We start from the raw sequence: 15,745 nt of genomic DNA on the forward strand, positions 1-15,745 counted from the left end.
AATGGGGCCATGAGCGCGACCGTGCAGGCCAAGGGCGTGGGGGCCGCGTTCGGCGACCGCGAGCTGTTCTCCGGCGTCGACCTGGTGGTCGCGCCGGGCGACGTCGTCGGGCTGGTCGGCCCGAACGGGGCGGGGAAGTCGACCCTGCTGCGGATCCTCGCCGGGACCCGCGCGCCCGACGACGGCGCCGTGGCGGTGTCCCCGCCGGCCGCGCAGCTCGGCTACCTCGCCCAGGAGATCGAGCGCCGGGCGGACGAGTCCGTGCGCGCGCACCTGGAGCGGCGCACCGGCGTCGGCCCCGCGCAGGCGGCGATGGATGCCGCGGCGGAGCGGCTGGGCGCCGGCGAGCCGGGGGCGGACGACGAGTTCGCCGAGGCCCTGGAGCGGTGGATGGGGCTGGGCGGCGCGGACCTGGAGGCCCGCACGGGCTCGGTGCTCGCCGACCTCGGCCTCGACGTCGACCCGGACCTGCCGATGACCGCGCTGTCGGGCGGCCAGGCGGCGCGGGTCGGCCTGGCGGCGCTGCTGCTGTCCCGGTACGACCTGTACCTGCTGGACGAGCCGACCAACGACCTCGACCTGGAGGGGCTCGCGCTGCTGGAGGACTTCGTCGACCGGTCGACCGCGCCGGTGGTGGTCGTGAGCCACGACCGCGAGTTCCTCAGCCGCACGGTCACGTCCGTCGTGGAGATCGACCGCAGCCTGCAGCGGGTGGCCGTGTACGGCGGCTCGTACGACGCGTACCTGGAGGAGCGGTCGACCGCCCGGCGCCAGGCGCGCGAGGCCTACGAGGACTACGCCGCCCGCCGCGACGCGCTGTCCGCCCGCGCCCGGATGCAGCGCGCGTGGATGGACAAGGGCGTGAAGAACGCCCGGCGCAAGGCGTCCGACAACGACAAGATCGGCCGCAAGTTCCGCGCGGACGCCTCCGAGAAGCAGGCGGCCAAGGCCCGGCAGACGGAGCGGCTGATGGAGCGGCTGGAGGTGGTCGCGGAGCCGCGCAAGGAGTGGCAGCTCCAGATGAGCATCGCCGCCGCCCCCCGGTCCGGCGCCGTCGTGGCGGCCGCCCGGGCCGCCGTCGTCCGCCGGGGCGGCTTCACCCTCGGCCCGGTCGACGTCCAGCTCGACTGGCAGGACCGGGTGGCCGTCACCGGCCCGAACGGCGCCGGCAAGACGACGCTGCTCGCGCTGCTGCTCGGCCGGCTCGCGCCCGACGAGGGCCGGGTCGACCTCGGCTCCGGCGTGCTCGTCGGCGAGGTGGACCAGGCGCGGGCCGCGTTCGAGGGCGACGCCCCGCTCGCCGACGCGTTCTCCCGGGAGGTCCCGGACTGGACCACGGCGGACGTGCGGACGCTGCTGGCCAAGTTCGGCCTGGGCGGCCACCACGTCCACCGGGCCGCGGCGTCGCTGTCGCCGGGCGAGCGGACCCGCGCGGCCCTCGCCCTGCTCCAGGCCCGCGGGGTCAACCTGCTGGTCCTCGACGAGCCGACCAACCACCTCGACCTGCCGGCGATCGAGCAGCTGGAGCAGGCGCTGGAGTCGTTCGACGGCACGGTGCTGCTGGTGACCCACGACCGCCGGATGCTCGACAGCGTGCGGCTGACGCGCCGGTGGCACGTCGAGGACGGCCGCGTCACGGAGGTCACCGCGGACTGAGGCGGGGCGGGGCCGACGCGGGTGCCGGCGGGGCCGGCGCAGGCGCCGCGCGCCGTCGTCAGGTCGTCGCGGACGAGTCGGTCGCCGACGAGCCGTCGTCGGTCGTGCCGGAGTCGGCGCCGCCCGACCCCTGGTCGGTCCCGTCCGCGGAGCCGCCGCCCTGGCGGTCCGACGGCGGCTGCGGCATCTCGCCGTCGCCGCTGCCGCCGCCGGGCAGCTGGCCGCCGGGGCCGCCGCCCTCGAACGTCGGGAAGGTCGGGTCGGGCGCGGTGGCCCGGCCGATCGCGAAGCCGCCCCCGCCGCCGACGAGCAGCACGCCCGCGAGCACGAGCGCGGCGACCGCGCGGCGGCCGAGGCGGCGGCGCGGCTTCGCGGGTGCGGGCGCCGGAGGCGCGTCCGCCGCCGCGTCCTGCCCGGGCGCGGGGGACGGGGTGGCGCCGGCGGGCGGGCCGGGCGCTGGGTACGGGGCGGCGGGGTACGCCTGGGTCGTGGCCGTGGGGGTCGTGGCCGCGGGGGACGCGGCGGCACCCGGGGTGCCCGCCGACGCGGTGGTCGGGGTGGCCGCCGGGCCGGGCGTGGTGGTCGCCGCCGGGGGCGCGGGCTCGGCCGGGGTGCGGGTGGTGTCGGAGTTCTCGGTCATGGCCACGACCCTCGCGCCCGATCCCGTGCACCGCGCCGGTCCCCGCTGTGCGGTTGCTGAGCGTGCGCCCCGTGCCCCGTGCCCCGTGCCCCGTGCCCCGTGCCCGTGCGCGCCGCGTCGTCGACGCGCTCGTCCGCCCGGGCGCGACTCCACCCCGGGTCCTGGGTCTTCCCCGATTCTCGCGCCGCCCCCCTGATCGAGAGGGGTACGGCGCGAGAATCGGGGGAGGGTCCCGTCAGGTGGCGCGCGCCGCCCGCCCCACCCGGGCCGCGCGGGCGCGGTGCCGGCGCGCCAGCACCAGCGCCCCGCCGGCCGCGAGCAGCAGGGCCGACAGCAGCGCCGCCCCCGCGGGGTCGGCGCCCGTGGCCGCCAGCGCGCCGTCGCCCAGCACCACGATCCGCACCTGGGCGAGCACCGCGCCGTCGAGCGACCGGACCTGGACGTGGTGCACGCCCGGGGCCAGGTCGGTCGGCAGCGTGACCGTCGCGGTGACCGAGCCGTCCGTGACCGCGGCCCGGGCGAGCGCGCGGTAGGTGCTGGCGACGCCGATCTCGACCTCGCCGACCGTCAGGCCGTGCGCGGTCACCGTGACCGGGTCGCCGGGGCGGAGCGTGCGGTCGCTGACGGTGACCGTGGGCGCGACCGGCGTCCCGGTGCCCGGGGCCGGCGTCGTGCCGGGATCGACCGGCGTGCCGGGCGTCGGCGGCGTCCCCGGGTCCACCGGCTGCCCGGCGTCCCGCACCAGCCGCACCTCGTCGACCGTGCCCCACGCGCCGCCGGACAGCGTCGCCGTGACCGACACGGTCGCCACCCCGTCCGCCCCGACGGTCAGCGGCACCGACGGCGTCGACCACGCCTTCCACCCGGTGAGCGCGAACGGCGCCGAGGCCGACCTCGCGGACGTCGTCGCGCCGAGCAGCACCTGGTCTCCGGCCGACGTGCCGCCGCCCTGCGCGGTGGCCGTCAGCGTGTAGGTCCCGGGCTCGAGCCCGGTCACCTGCTGGGAGAGCGCGAACCTGAACGCGGCGCCGTCCCAGAACGACAGCGCCCGCGCGCCCGCGGCGGCGTCCCCGGTCGCGGTGATCTGCGCGCCCGACCCGGTCAGCGCCCACATCGACGTGTCGGGGTCCTCGAAGCCGGGGTTCCGCACGTGGTTCACGGCCTCGACCACGACCGTGGCCGTCGCGGCGATGCCGGCCGCCGTCGTCCCGGGCACCGGGTACGTCCCTGGCCCGTCGACCGCCGCCAGCGCCGCGGCGTCCCAGGTCACCGCCTGGGCCTCGACCGACCCGTCGTTGTACGTGACCTGCACCGTCGCCGGCAGGACCACCGGGGAGCCGTCGGTCACCGTGACGCGGACCTGCTCGACCGACGACACCGCGCGCGGCGCGGTCGCGCCGGTGCGCACGTAGGAGAACACCCGCAGGGACTCGAGCGCCGTGCCGTCGTCGGCGAACAGCGCCTGGTTGTCCCACGCCGAGCCGCCGTAGTACTGCCCGGCGTCGTCGGGGTCGTACTCGCCGGCGTACGAGGACGCCCAGCCCGAGCCGTGCGCCTCCCAGAGCGCCTTGTTGGCGTCGAGCGCGGCGGGCGGGCCGACCGGCGTCCACGCCGGCTCCCAGTAGAAGACGCCGATGCCCGCGTCCCCGACCGCCGCGACCGCGGCGACGACGTCCCGCACCGCCGTGGCCTGGCCCTGCACCGAGATCGGGTACTGGTGCGTGGTGGTGTCGGCGGTGATGACGTTCGGGTGTCCGTCGCCGTCGTCCAGCGTCCGGGCCCACGAGGTCTCGGCGACCATGACCTGCTTGCCGTAGTCGTCGGCGACCTGCTTCAGCACCGAGGTGAGGTTGCCGAGCGTGCCGTGCCAGTACGGGTAGTACGAGCTCGCGAACACGTCGTAGTCCACGCCCCGGGCGTCCAGCGCCGCGGCGGCGGTGGCGTACCGGCCGGCCGTCTCGGGGTTGGTGAGGTGCACCGCGACCAGCGCGTCCGGCAGCACGGCGCGCACCGCGGAGCTGCCGGCGGAGAACAGCTGCGCCATGCCGTCCCAGCCGGAGACGCCGGCGACCGCGTTGTTGGTCTCGTTGCCGACCTGCACCATGCCGACGTCGACGCCCGCGTCGCGGAACTCGGTCAGCGCCGCCGCGGTCCAGTCGTGCAGCGCGGCGGCCTTGTCCGCGACCGGCAGCCCCTCCCACGCCTTCGGCGCGTGCTGCTTGGCCGGGTCGGCCCAGAAGTCGGAGTAGTGGAAGTCGACGAGCACCCGCAGGCCGTGCGCGGTGGCCCGCTCACCGATCTGGACGGCGCGCGCGACGTCGACCGTGCCGCCGCCGTAGCCCCGGCCCTGCGTGTCGTACGGGTCGTTCCACACCCGGACCCGCACGTAGTTCACGCCGGAGTCGGCGAGCACCTCGAACAGGTCGGCGGGCTGCCCGGACGCGTCGCGGTACACCACCCCGCTGGCCTCTTGGGACAGCACGGACGACACGTCGACGCCGGTGATGAAGTCGTCGGCCAGGCCGTCGACCTTCGCCACGACGATGCCGGCGTCCACCGGTCCGTCGTCGGGCGCGGCCGCGGCGGCCGGCGGGGCGGTGGTCAGCAGCGCGGCCACGGCGGCGAGCGCCGCCAGCCGTCCGGTGCCTCGGGGGAGTGCGTGCACGGGCGGTCCCTCTCCGTGATCGTCGTCGTTCGCGGGGTGCGGCGACTGTAAACGATCACAGTCCGAGGAGACCAGGACTGTGCGGGAATTGGGGCGCGGACTGCGTCATCTGCGGGCGAAGGACTGTGATCGTGCACAGTCCAGCACCGCGAAAGCGCCCCGAGGCGGCCACCGTCCGGCCGGCCCGGGGCGCGAGGTCAGCGCTGGGCGGGGAAGGTCGCCCAGACGTGCTTGGTCTCGTCGGTGGTGTACCAGCCGACCTCCTGCGACAGCCGGTGCGCGATCAGCAGGCCGAAGCCGCCGGCGCCGGAGGGCCGCTCGCCGGCGATCACCGGCGTGGTCTCCAGGTCGGCGTCGCACACGTCCAGGAGGTAGTCGAGGTCGTCCGCGAGCAGCGACAGCACGGTCGGCGGCCGGCCGTGCTGGAGCGCGTTCGTGGCGAGCTCGGACGCGACGAGCACCATGTTCTCGGGGACCCGGCCGAGGACGTCCTGCGGGGCGGCGTGCGGCGCGGTGATCTCCTCGAGCAGCTCGCGGCGCACCCGCGACAGGTCGGTCACCGAGTCGAGGCTCCACGACCGCACGGGCCGGAACCTCTCGGGGGGACGCGACGACGCGATGCCGGCGTCCTCCTGCGGCCGCGCGGCCGCCTCGTCTGCGGGGTGCGCCACGGTGTCCTCCATGGTCGGTGCGGGTCGGGACCGGATTCGACGTTAGGTGGCCCTTCTCGGCCCCGCCACCGGAGGGCGCGGCCCCGCCCGCGCGCAGGGCAGGATGGCCCGGGGCGCCCGGCACGCGGGTCCCCGACGCCGACGAAGGGGTGGCGATGGACGACCGCGAGCGCGAGGTGCGCCGCCGCATGGCCGAGCACGAGCCGTACACCGACTACGGGCCCGGGCTGGAGCAGCTGGAGGAGGAGCGGACCCGCGGCAAGGAGCTGGTCCACGAGTTCAACGCCTCGCACCCGCGGGACCACGAGGGCCGGCAGAAGCTGCTGCGGGAGCTGCTCGGCTCGGTGGGCGAGCGCGTCTGGGTCGAGCCGCCGCTGCGCGCCATGTACGGCAACCGCGTGCACCTGGGCGACGACGTGTACGTCAACGTCGGCCTGACGCTGGTGGACGACGTCGAGGTGCACGTCGGCAGCCGGGTCATGTTCGCCCCGAACGTCACCGTCATCACGACCGGCCACCCGGTGCACCCGGACCTGCGCCGGGACGGGACGCAGTTCTCCGCGCCGGTCCGGATCGAGGACGACGTGTGGATCGGCGCCGGCGCGACGATCCTGCCGGGCGTCACGGTGGGCGAGGGGTCGGTCGTCGGCGCGGGCGCGGTCGTCACGGGGAACGTGCCGCCGCGCACGGTCGTCGCGGGCGTCCCGGCGCGGGTGCTCCGGGAGATCACCGACGCGGACCTCGAGTTCCGCTACCGGCCGCCGCGCGACCTGGCCTGAGGCCCCGGCCGCTGGGTCAGCGCCCGGCGGCCAGGTCCAGCGTCATGAACGTGGAGGCGTCGCTCGGCTCGTAGTCCGCGAACGGCGGGCACGCCACGAAGCCGGCGCGGGCGTACAGGGCGCGGGCCGCGGCGAAGTGCTCGTCGCTGCCGGTCTCCAGGCTGAGCCGCGCGTGCCCGCGGTCGACGGCGAGGCCCACCAGGTGCGCGAGCATCGAGCCGGCCACGCCCCGGCGCCGGGCCGCCTCGGCGGTGTGCATCGACTTGATCTGGCCGTGCCCGGGCGCGATCTCCGCGAGCGCCCCGACGCCGAGCAGCGTCCCGTCGGAGCCGTCCCGCGCGCTGACGAACGTGATGTGCGGCGCGGTCAGCGCGTCCACGTCGAGCGCGTGCACGTCCTCCGGGTCGCTCTGCGCGTGCATGAGCTCCAGGTGCCGGGTGAGCAGCGCGTGCACGTCGGCGGCGCGGGGGTCATCGGGGGCGATGGCGGGCGGGGCCGCGGGGGTCGTGGTCATCGGGGCGTGACGGTACTCCCGGCCCGCCCCGGCGCGCGTCAGGCGTCCGCCTCCGGGTCCCCCGCGAGCCGGGCGGCGTGGTCCGGGACGGACGTGAACAGCTCGCGCGGGGGGCGCTCGTAGTCGTCGGCCGGCGGCCGCTTGGGCAGCTTCACCTTCTGCTGCTTCACCTCCCGGTACGGGATCGTCGACAGCAGGTGGGCGATCATGTTGAGCCGCGCGTTCCGCTTGATGTCGGACTCGACGACGTACCAGGGGCTGTCCGGGGTGTCGGTGTGCGCGAACATCTCGTCCTTGGCCCGCGAGTAGTCCTCCCAGCGCGCGATCGACTCCAGGTCCATCGGGCTCAGCTTCCACCGCCGGACCGGGTCGTCCAGCCGGGACCGGAACCGGCGCAGCTGCTCCTTGTCGGACACCGAGAACCAGTACTTCCGCAGCAGGATGCCGTCGTCGATGAGCATCCGCTCGAACACCGGGGCCTGCTGCAGGAACCGGGCGTGCTCCTCGGGGGTGCAGAACCCCATGACCTTCTCGACGCCCGCGCGGTTGTACCAGGACCGGTCGAACAGGACGATCTCCCCGCCCGCGGGCAGGTGCGTCGCGTACCGCTGGAAGTACCACTCGGTGCGCTCGCGCTCCGTGGGAGCCGGCAGCGCGGCGATGCGCGCGACGCGGGGGCTGAGGTACTCGGAGATCCGCTTGATCGTGCCGCCCTTGCCGGCCGCGTCGCGGCCCTCGAACACCACGGCCACCCGGGTCCCGGTCGAGCGCACCCACTCCTGCAGGGTGACGAGCTCGGACTGCAGGCGGAACAGCTCGGCCTCGTACACGTCCTTGGGCACCTTCGGCGTCGTCATCCCCGGACCGTACGCCCGTGACCAGCCCGAGGGGGAGGGGGACTACAGGGCGAGGTGGATCAGCAGGGCCTCGTCGAGGGCGGCGACCTGCTCCGGCGCGAGCGTCCCCAGCCGCTCGCCGAACCGTGACAGGTCGACCGCGCGGATCTGCTCGGCCTGTGCCTTCGAGTCGGACGTGAGGCCGTTGCGCCGGTCGGCGGGGACGAGCACCTGGAACGCCAGGACGCGCGCGGTGTTCGAGGTCAGCGGGACGACCGTGATGACCCCGCGTCCCGAGCGCTCGGACGCCTTGTTGCGGCCGTCGCCCGAGACGATGATCGCGGGCCGGGCTCGCTTGGTCGCCTCGTGCCCGATGACGGGATCGAGGTCGACGGTCCAGATCTCGCCGCGCCTCACCCGGTGCCACCGAGTCCGTCACCGGAGGTCTGATCCCAGGCCGCCGCGTCGTCGGAGGCGTACCACTCCTCGTCGGCTTCGAGGTACTGGCTCTCGAGCTCCTTCTCCCGGAGCGCGGCGATGGCGGCGTGGAATGCGGCGGACCGAGAGGCCAGGCCGTGCGAGCGCTCGTACTCCCGGAGGAAGTCGAGGTCGGGCACGGGAACCGTGACGGTCACGCGCTCACTCAGACTCATACTGGTGATCATACCGGTCGTCGCCCAGCCCTCGCGCCGCCGCCACCGCGGCCAGCAGCGCCTCCGGCTCCGGCGTCAGCCCGAGCACGAGGTCGTCGACCCCGCGCAGCCCCGCCCGGTCCAGCAGCCGCTTCTCGTTCGTCGCCCACTCCCCGCGCCCCGCGAGCACCGCGTGCGCCCGCTGCGTCACCGCCACCGCGATCAGCCCCGCGCACTGCGCCACCCGCCCGGCGCGCGCGTGCTGCTCGGCGCCGTCGAGCGTGAAGTCGGCCCGCGCGCCCCACACCTCGGGGGCCGTCCGGCGCAGGGCGGCGGGGAACCCCGGCCGGGGGAGCGCGCCGCGCAGCACCCGGTGCCCGGCCAGCTCGGCGACCACGACGTACGTGGGGAACCCGGCGAGGTGGAACAGCAGCGGCTCGATGTCGAACTCCCCGCGCTCGGCCCGGTCGACCTCCCGCTCCACGACGTCGAGGTCCCGGTAGTGCACGTCGACCCGCCGGCCCTCGACCGTCAGCCACGCCCCGCCGTTGAACACGCCGCCGCCCCAGCCGCCGACCTCGAACACGTGGCCGTCCCACCCGACGTCGCGCAGGTGCTGCGGGTCGAACGCGCCGCGGTAGTAGATCGCCAGGTCCCAGTCGCTGTCGGGCCGGTGCGTGCCGTGCGCCCGGGACCCGCCGAGGGAGACGGCCTCGACGCCGGGCAGGGCGGCGAGGGTGTCCGCGACGTGGTCGAGGAAGGCGTCGTCGTCCACGCGGTCAGCCTGCCAGCGCGGAGTCGTCCGCGTCGACCCTCCCCACCACCAGCCGGTTCACCACGTACAGCACCACCCCGATCGCCAGCAGCACCGCGGCCCGCAGGTACACCGACCCCTCCCGCCCGGTGAGCGGCGACGCCAGCACCAGCGACACCACCGCGCCGACCACCGGCGCCCAGGTCGGCGCCCGGAACGACCGCGCGGAGTCGCCCTCGACCTTCTCGACCTCGCCGCCGTCGGAGTCGGGGCCCGAGGCCGGCCGGCGCCGCAGCACCAGCACCGCCACGTTCACCACCGCGAACACCAGCAGCAGGAGCAGCACGGTCGTGTCCGCGAGGTCCCCGAGGTCGCCGGTCGCCGTGAGCGTCAGCGCGAGCACCACGGTGAACGCGATCGCGACGACCGGGGTCCGGCGCCGCGCCTGCACCCGCCCGAACAGCGCGGGGATGATCCGCTCCCGCGCCATCCCGTAGACCAGGCGGGACGCCATCATCATGTTGATCAGCGCGGTGTTCATGACCGCGAGCAGGGCGATCAGCGCGAACAGCCAGGCGGGGAAGACCAGCCCCGCGACCTTCACCACCTCGAGCAGCGGCCCCGTGGAGCCGACCAGCACGTCCGTCTCGACCAGCATCGACGCGGTGAACGCGACGGCCAGGTAGATGGCGCCGGCGATGGCGAGGCCGCCGAACAGCGCCCGCGGGTAGTCGCGCCGCGGGTGCTTCGCCTCCTCGGCCAGGTTGACCGAGTCCTCGAACCCGAGCAGCGCGTAGAACGCCAGCGCCGCGCCGCCCAGCACGCCCATCCAGGCCGCGCCCTCCGTGTTCAGCTCCAGCGCGCGGCCCGGGTCGCCCTCGCCGCGGACCAGCGCGACGACGCCGATGCCGATGATCACCAGCAGCCCGGTCGCCTCGATCAGCGTGAGCACGACGTTGACCCGCACGGACTCCGAGACGCCCAGGACGTTCACGAGCGTGATGAGCCCGAGGAACACCCACGCGGCGACGACGGTCGGGACGCCGAACGGCAGCAGCTCCGCGAGGTAGTCGCCGCCGAACGCCCGGGCGGCGGCCGAGGCGCTGGTGATGCCGGACATCATCACGGCGAACGCCACCAGGAACGTGAGGAACGGCCGGCGGAACGCCCGGTTCACGTACAGCGCGGCGCCGGCGGCGCGCGGGTACCGCGCGACCAGCTCCGCGTACGCGGTCGCGGTGAGCGCGGCCAGCACGAACGCGAGCAGGAACGGCAGCCAGATCGCCCCGCCCACCTCGGCCGCGACCGTGCCGGTCAGCGCGTAGATCCCGGCGCCGAGGATGTCCCCGACGACGAACAGCAGCAGGACCGTGCGCCCGATCGACCGCTGGAGCGCGGGCTGCTGGTCCTGGGTCACCTGCGTGGACTCCGCCATCGGCCACCTCCCCCTCGCGGGCCACTGTGCTCCCGGGCGGGCACGCGCGCGCGTCGAGCGCCGCCGCGGCCCTCGTCGGGCGCGCGGCGACCCCCGCGCCTACGCTCGATCGGACCACCAGGACATCTCGGGAGGTCAGGCATGAAGGGCAAGCTGGCATTCGTGGTCGGCGCCGGCGTCGGCTACGTGATCGGGACCCGCGCGGGCCGGGCGCAGTTCGAGAAGATCAAGGGCTGGGCGTCCGACGCCTGGAACGACCCGCGGGTGCAGTCGACGGTCGACGACCTGGAGTCGAAGGCCGCGGGCTTCGCCAAGGAGCAGGGCGCCGCGCTGAAGGACAAGGCGGTCGACGCCGTGAAGGGCGCCGTGTCGCGCACCTCCGACGAGGACACCGAGGCCACGGGCGCGACGCGCAGCACGCCGCCGGCCGGGACGACGCCCACGACGCCGGTCACGCCGCCCGGGGCCTGAGCAGGGGCCGGGGCAGGGGGGGCGTCGTGGTCGCCCGGACCTCGCTGTGGTGGGACCGGCGCGAGCCCGCGTCCCACCCGCACCACCGCGCGCCGGGGGCGGTCCCGCACCCGGGCGACGAGCCCGCCGACGTGGTCGTGGTCGGCGCCGGGCTGACCGGGCTGACCACCGCCCTCCTGCTGACCCGCGCCGGCTGCCGGGTGCTCGTCCTCGAGGCCCGGGCGGTCGGCGCGGGCACGACCGGGCGCAGCACGGCGAAGGTCAGCCTGCTGCAGGGCGACCGGCTCGCGCGGCTGTCCGAGCGGCACGACGACCGGGTGGTCCGGGCGTACGCCGAGGGCAGCGCCGAGGGCATGGACTGGCTGCTGCGCTACCTCGACGACCACGACGTGCCGTACCAGCGGCGCGAGGCGCTCACCTTCGCCACGACCGCCGAGGGGCGCGCCCGCGTCGAGGCGGAGCTCGAGGCCGCCCGCCGCGCCGGGGTCCCCGTCGGCTGGCGGCGCCGCACCGACCTGCCGCTGCCGGTGACCGGCGCGATCGGCCTGGCGGACCAGGCGCAGGTCGACCCGCTGGACGTGCTCGGCGCGCTCGCGGCGGACGTCGTCGCGCGCGGCGGCCGGGTCGCCGAGGGCGTGCGGGTGCTCGGGATGCACCACGGCGCCGAGCTCGGCGGGCTGAGCCGGCGCACGGTGCTCCGGACCACGGCGGGCGACGTCGCCGCGGACGCGGTGGTGCTCGCGACGGGCACTCCGATCCTCGACCGCGGCGGGACGTTCGCGCGGCTGCACGCCCTCCGGTCGTACGCGTGCGCGTTCCGGGTGCCGGCGCCGCCGCCGACCAGCATGGCGCTGTCGGTCGACGCCGACCCGCGCTCGATCCGCTCCGTGCCGGCCCTCGCGGGGGCGGGGCTGGTGCGGGGCCCGGTGGTGCCGGGCGAGCCGACGACGCCGGTGGGGGCGGCCGTGCCGGACCTGCTGCTGGTCGGCGGCGCCGGTCACCCGGTCGGCCGGCGGCCGCGGACCGGGGAGTCGGTGCGCGCACTGGTCGAGTGGACGCGCGCGCACGTCCCGGGCGCCGAGCTGACCCACGTGTGGTCGGCGCAGGACTACGCGACCACCGACGGGCTGCCGCTGGTGGGCCGGCTGCTGCCGCTCGACCCGCGGCTGTACGTCGCCACCGGCTACGCGAAGTGGGGGATGACGACCGCGGTCGCCGCCGCGCTGGTGCTGGCCGCCGACATCCTCAACGACCGGGCGCCGCGCTGGGCGGAGTCGTGGCGGCCGTGGGGCCGGCACGAGCTCAGCGGGCTGGGGGACGCGGCGCGGCTGAACGGCTCCGTGGCGCGGTGGCTCGCGGGCGGCTGGACGGCCCCGCGGCCGGCGGCCGGCACCCGGGCCGACCCGCCGGAGGGGCAGGGCGGGGTCGAGCGGGCCGGCGCGCGGCCGGAGGCGGTCTGCACGGTCGGCGGCGTCACGCGGCGGGTGTCCGGCGTGTGCACGCACCTCGGCGGCGTGGTGACGTGGAACGAGGTCGAGCGGTCCTGGGACTGCCCGCTGCACGGCAGCCGGTTCGCCCCGGACGGCGCGCCCCTGGAGGGCCCGGCGACGCAGCCGCTCGCGCCGGTCGACCCGAGGTAATTCTTGGACTCAGTCCAACAATGCTACGGTCGGGCGCATGATCGCCGTCCTGGAGCACGGGCTCGACGGGTCGCCGCTGGACTTCCACGAGGGCTGGCGCCTGCAGCGCCGCCTGCACGCCGAGGTCGTCGCGGGGGACCGGCCGGGGGCGCTGCTGCTCTGCCAGCACGCGCCCGTCTACACCGCCGGCCGCCGGACGCGCCGCGACGAGCTGCCGGCCGACCCGGGCGGCACCCCGGTGGTCGACGTCGACCGCGGCGGGAAGATCACCTGGCACGGCCCCGGCCAGCTCGTCGGCTACCCGGTCGTGCGGCTGAGGACGCCCGTCGACGTCGTGGCCTACGTCCGCGCGCTGGAGGAGGCGCTGATCGCGGTCGCGGGCCGGTACGGGGTGCGCGGTGAGCGGGTCGCGGGCCGGTCGGGCGTGTGGGTCCCGCCGGCGGCCGGCGTCGACGGGCCGGCCGCCAAGGTCGCCGCGATCGGCGTCCGGGTCGCCGAGGGCGTCACGATGCACGGCTTCGCGCTCAACGTCGCGAACGACCTCGCGCCCTACGACCGGATCGTGCCGTGCGGCATCGACGACGCGGGGGTGACGACGCTGAGCCGCGAGGCGCGGCGCGCCCTCACCCCGCGGGACGTGCTGCCGGCGGTGGTCGCGGCGCTCGCCGGGGCCCTGCCCGGCGTCGCCGACGTCCCGGCCGCGGTCGCCGTCGCGGGCGCGGGGGCCGCCGCGTGACCGCGCCCGACGGCCGGCGGCTGCTCCGGCTCGAGGTCCGGAACATGGAGACCCCGATCGAGCGCAAGCCCGAGTGGATCAGGACCCGCGCCCGCATGGGCCCGGAGTACCGGCAGCTCCAGGACCTGGTGCGCGGCGAGGGGCTGCACACCGTCTGCCAGGAGGCCGGCTGCCCCAACATCTTCGAGTGCTGGGAGGACCGCGAGGCCACCTTCCTCATCGGCGGCGCGCAGTGCACCCGGCGGTGCGACTTCTGCCAGATCGACACCGGGAGGCCCGCGGACTACGACGTCGACGAGCCCCGGCGGGTGGCGGAGTCCGTGGCGCGGATGGGCCTGCGGTACGCGACCGTCACCGGCGTCGCCCGCGACGACCTGCCCGACGAGGGCGCCTGGCTGTACGCCGAGACGATCCGCCAGATCCACCGGCAGGCCGCGGGCACCGGCGTCGAGATCCTCGTCCCGGACTTCACGGGGCGCCCGGAGCACCTGGCGCAGGTGTTCGACGCCGCGCCGGAGGTGTTCGCGCATAACGTCGAGACGGTGCCGCGCCTCTTCCGGCGGATCCGGCCGGCGTTCCGGTACGAGCGGTCGCTGGACGTGCTCACCCGGGGCCGGGCGGCCGGGATGATCACCAAGTCGAACCTCATCCTCGGCATGGGCGAGGAGCGGGCGGAGGTGTCGGGCGCGCTGCGCGACCTGCGGGACGCGGGCACCGACATCATCACCGTCACGCAGTACCTGCGGCCCTCGCCGCGGCACCTGCCCGTCGCGCGCTGGGTGCACCCGGACGAGTTCGCCGAGATCGCGGACGAGGCGGAGGAGCTCGGGTTCCTCGGGGTGCTCGCGGGGCCGCTCGTCCGGTCGTCCTACCGAGCGGGCCGGCTGTGGGCCCGGTCGATGGCGGCGCACGGCCGGGAGGTGCCGGCGCACCTGCGGCACCTGGCCGAGGCGGCGCTGCCGGCGCAGGCGGTGCGCTGACCCTTCGGCCCCGGACGCGCGCGAGCCCCCGTCGACCTCGGTCGGCGGGGGCTCGCGGGCGGGTGGCGCGGCGCTAGATGACCAGGCTCAGGAGCAGGACCACCACCAGCGCCGTGACGGACAGGACGCACTCCATGAGGGACCACGTCTTGAACGTCTGGCCGACCGTCATCTTGAAGTACTCCTTGACCAGCCAGAACCCGGCGTCGTTCACGTGGCTGAGGAACACCGAGCCGGCGCCGATCGCCAGCACCATCAGCGCGACGTGCGTCGGGGACAGGCCCTCGGCCAGGGGCGCGACGATGCCGGCCGCGGTGACCGTGGCGACGGTCGCGGAGCCGGTGGCGACGCGGATCAGCACGGCGACCAGCCACGCCGCGAGCAGCGGGGAGATCGGCGCGTTCGCGAGGCCCTTGGCGATGACGTCGCCGACGCCGGAGTCGACCAGGGTCTGCTTGAAGCCGCCGCCCGCGCCGACGATGAGCAGGATGCTCGCGATCGGGGCGAAGGAGGAGTCGACGAGCTTGCTCACCATGCTGCGGTCGCGACCCTGGCGGGTGCCGAGCAGGACGAGCGACACCAGCGCGGTGATGAGCAGCGCGACCAGCGGGGTGCCCACGAAGTCGAGCACCTGGCCGACGCCCGAGTCCTGGAACCCGACGGTCTCGGCGAGCGTGCGGGCCAGCATGAGGACGACCGGCAGCAGCACGACGGTGAGCGCGGTGGCGAACGACGGGCGGCGGGCGTCGTCCGCGCGCTCCGAGCCGCCGAGGATCTCGGTCGGCGGGTCGAGCGGGACCCAGCGCGCCATCGGCTTCGCGAGCAGCGGGCCGGCGACCGCGACGGTCGGGATCGCGACCAGGAGGCCGAGGCCGAGGGTCAGGCCGAGGTCGGCGCCCAGGGCGTCGATCGCGATCAGCGGGCCGGGGTGCGGCGGCACCAGGCCGTGCAGGGCGGACAGGCCGGCGAGGGCCGGGATGCCGACGACGATCATCGACACCTTGGACCGGCGCGCGACGAGCATGACGACCGGGATCAGCAGGACGACGCCGACCTCGAAGAACAGCGGGATGCCGATGATGAACGCGGCGAAGGCCATGGCCCACGGGAGCCGTTGGACCGGCGTCCTCGCGAGGATCGAGTCGACGATCTGGTCGGCTCCGCCGGAGTCGATCAGCATCTTGCCGATGATCGCGCCGAGGGCGATGAGGATGCCGACGCCGGCGACGGTCTCGCCGAGGCCCTTCGTGAACGAGGTGAAGGCGTCGACGTAGGGCAGGCCGGCGGCCACGGCGAGCACGCCGGCGCCGAGCATGAGCGCGAGGAACGGGTGCAG

16 protein-coding genes are annotated in these 15,745 nt (G+C 75.9%); 6 read left to right on the plus strand and 10 right to left on the minus strand.

Annotated features, from left to right (window positions below; all coding sequences use genetic code 11):
- Positions 1-9: 9 nt before the first annotated feature.
- Complete coding sequence (locus VER05_RS00510; RefSeq protein WP_324843451.1) at positions 10-1,656, plus strand: ABC-F family ATP-binding cassette domain-containing protein; 1,647 nt, start codon at positions 10-12, stop codon at positions 1,654-1,656.
- 58 nt (positions 1,657-1,714) lie between these two features.
- Here VER05_RS00510 and VER05_RS00515 read toward each other — a convergent pair whose 3' ends face one another.
- From VER05_RS00515 to VER05_RS00525, 3 genes are all read right to left on the minus strand, one after another.
- Complete coding sequence (locus VER05_RS00515) at positions 1,715-2,296, minus strand: hypothetical protein (RefSeq protein WP_324843452.1); 582 nt, start codon at positions 2,294-2,296, stop codon at positions 1,715-1,717.
- Positions 2,297-2,531: 235 nt separating this feature from the next.
- A complete protein-coding gene (locus VER05_RS00520) occupies positions 2,532-4,961 on the minus strand; it encodes a glycosyl hydrolase 53 family protein (protein ID WP_324843453.1) in 2,430 nt (809 codons plus the stop codon).
- Positions 4,962-5,158: 197 nt separating this feature from the next.
- Positions 5,159-5,632: an ATP-binding protein gene (locus tag VER05_RS00525; protein WP_324843454.1), complete on the minus strand. Its 474-nt coding sequence runs from the start codon at positions 5,630-5,632 to the stop codon at positions 5,159-5,161.
- 155 nt (positions 5,633-5,787) lie between these two features.
- On the opposite strand from VER05_RS00525, the gene VER05_RS00530 reads away from it, so the two are divergent.
- Positions 5,788-6,411: a sugar O-acetyltransferase gene (locus VER05_RS00530; protein WP_324843455.1), complete on the plus strand. Its 624-nt coding sequence runs from the start codon at positions 5,788-5,790 to the stop codon at positions 6,409-6,411.
- 16 nt (positions 6,412-6,427) lie between these two features.
- On the opposite strand, the gene VER05_RS00535 is transcribed toward VER05_RS00530, so the two are convergent.
- The 6 genes from VER05_RS00535 to VER05_RS00560 are packed head-to-tail and all read right to left on the minus strand — an operon-like array spanning position 6,428 to position 10,582.
- Positions 6,428-6,925, minus strand: coding sequence for a GNAT family N-acetyltransferase (locus VER05_RS00535; RefSeq protein WP_324843456.1), 498 nt, complete (start codon positions 6,923-6,925; stop codon positions 6,428-6,430).
- Positions 6,926-6,963: 38 nt separating this feature from the next.
- The gene (gene ppk2, locus VER05_RS00540) at positions 6,964-7,782 is read right to left on the minus strand and encodes a polyphosphate kinase 2 (protein ID WP_324843457.1); all 819 of its coding nucleotides are present in this window, start codon (positions 7,780-7,782) and stop codon (positions 6,964-6,966) included.
- Positions 7,783-7,824: 42 nt separating this feature from the next.
- Positions 7,825-8,178, minus strand: coding sequence for a type II toxin-antitoxin system PemK/MazF family toxin (locus VER05_RS00545; protein ID WP_324843458.1), 354 nt, complete (start codon positions 8,176-8,178; stop codon positions 7,825-7,827).
- Positions 8,175-8,414 (minus strand): antitoxin, encoded by a 240-nt coding sequence (locus VER05_RS00550; protein ID WP_324843459.1) that lies wholly within the window; start codon positions 8,412-8,414, stop codon positions 8,175-8,177. Before VER05_RS00550 ends, VER05_RS00545 begins: the two co-directional genes overlap by 4 nt.
- Positions 8,401-9,168 (minus strand): nucleotidyltransferase domain-containing protein, encoded by a 768-nt coding sequence (locus VER05_RS00555; protein WP_324843460.1) that lies wholly within the window; start codon positions 9,166-9,168, stop codon positions 8,401-8,403. Before VER05_RS00555 ends, VER05_RS00550 begins: the two co-directional genes overlap by 14 nt.
- Before the next feature lie 4 nt (positions 9,169-9,172).
- Positions 9,173-10,582 carry an APC family permease gene (locus VER05_RS00560; protein ID WP_324843461.1) on the minus strand — a complete coding sequence of 470 codons (1,410 nt, stop codon included), beginning with the start codon at positions 10,580-10,582 and terminating at the stop codon, positions 9,173-9,175.
- A gap of 141 nt (positions 10,583-10,723) precedes the next feature.
- Between VER05_RS00560 and VER05_RS00565 the strand changes: the two genes are divergently transcribed.
- The 4 genes from VER05_RS00565 to lipA are packed head-to-tail and all read left to right on the plus strand — an operon-like array spanning position 10,724 to position 14,409.
- Positions 10,724-11,053: a YtxH domain-containing protein gene (locus VER05_RS00565; RefSeq protein ID WP_324843462.1), complete on the plus strand. Its 330-nt coding sequence runs from the start codon at positions 10,724-10,726 to the stop codon at positions 11,051-11,053.
- Positions 11,054-11,079: 26 nt separating this feature from the next.
- A complete protein-coding gene (locus VER05_RS00570) occupies positions 11,080-12,693 on the plus strand; it encodes an FAD-dependent oxidoreductase (protein WP_324843463.1) in 1,614 nt (537 codons plus the stop codon).
- Positions 12,694-12,730: 37 nt separating this feature from the next.
- Positions 12,731-13,429 (plus strand): lipoyl(octanoyl) transferase LipB, encoded by a 699-nt coding sequence (lipB, locus tag VER05_RS00575; protein ID WP_324843464.1) that lies wholly within the window; start codon positions 12,731-12,733, stop codon positions 13,427-13,429.
- Positions 13,426-14,409: a lipoyl synthase gene (gene lipA / locus VER05_RS00580; protein ID WP_414647525.1), complete on the plus strand. Its 984-nt coding sequence runs from the start codon at positions 13,426-13,428 to the stop codon at positions 14,407-14,409. The genes lipB and lipA overlap by 4 nt, the downstream gene beginning before the upstream one ends.
- A gap of 73 nt (positions 14,410-14,482) precedes the next feature.
- On the opposite strand, the gene VER05_RS00585 is transcribed toward lipA, so the two are convergent.
- A partial coding sequence (locus tag VER05_RS00585) for a gluconate:H+ symporter (RefSeq protein WP_324843465.1) occupies positions 14,483-15,745 on the minus strand: 1,263 nt, incomplete at its 5' end.

The sequence above is a fragment of the Cellulomonas sp. genome (assembly GCF_035634735.1).
Taxonomy (GTDB): domain Bacteria; phylum Actinomycetota; class Actinomycetes; order Actinomycetales; family Cellulomonadaceae; genus Cellulomonas.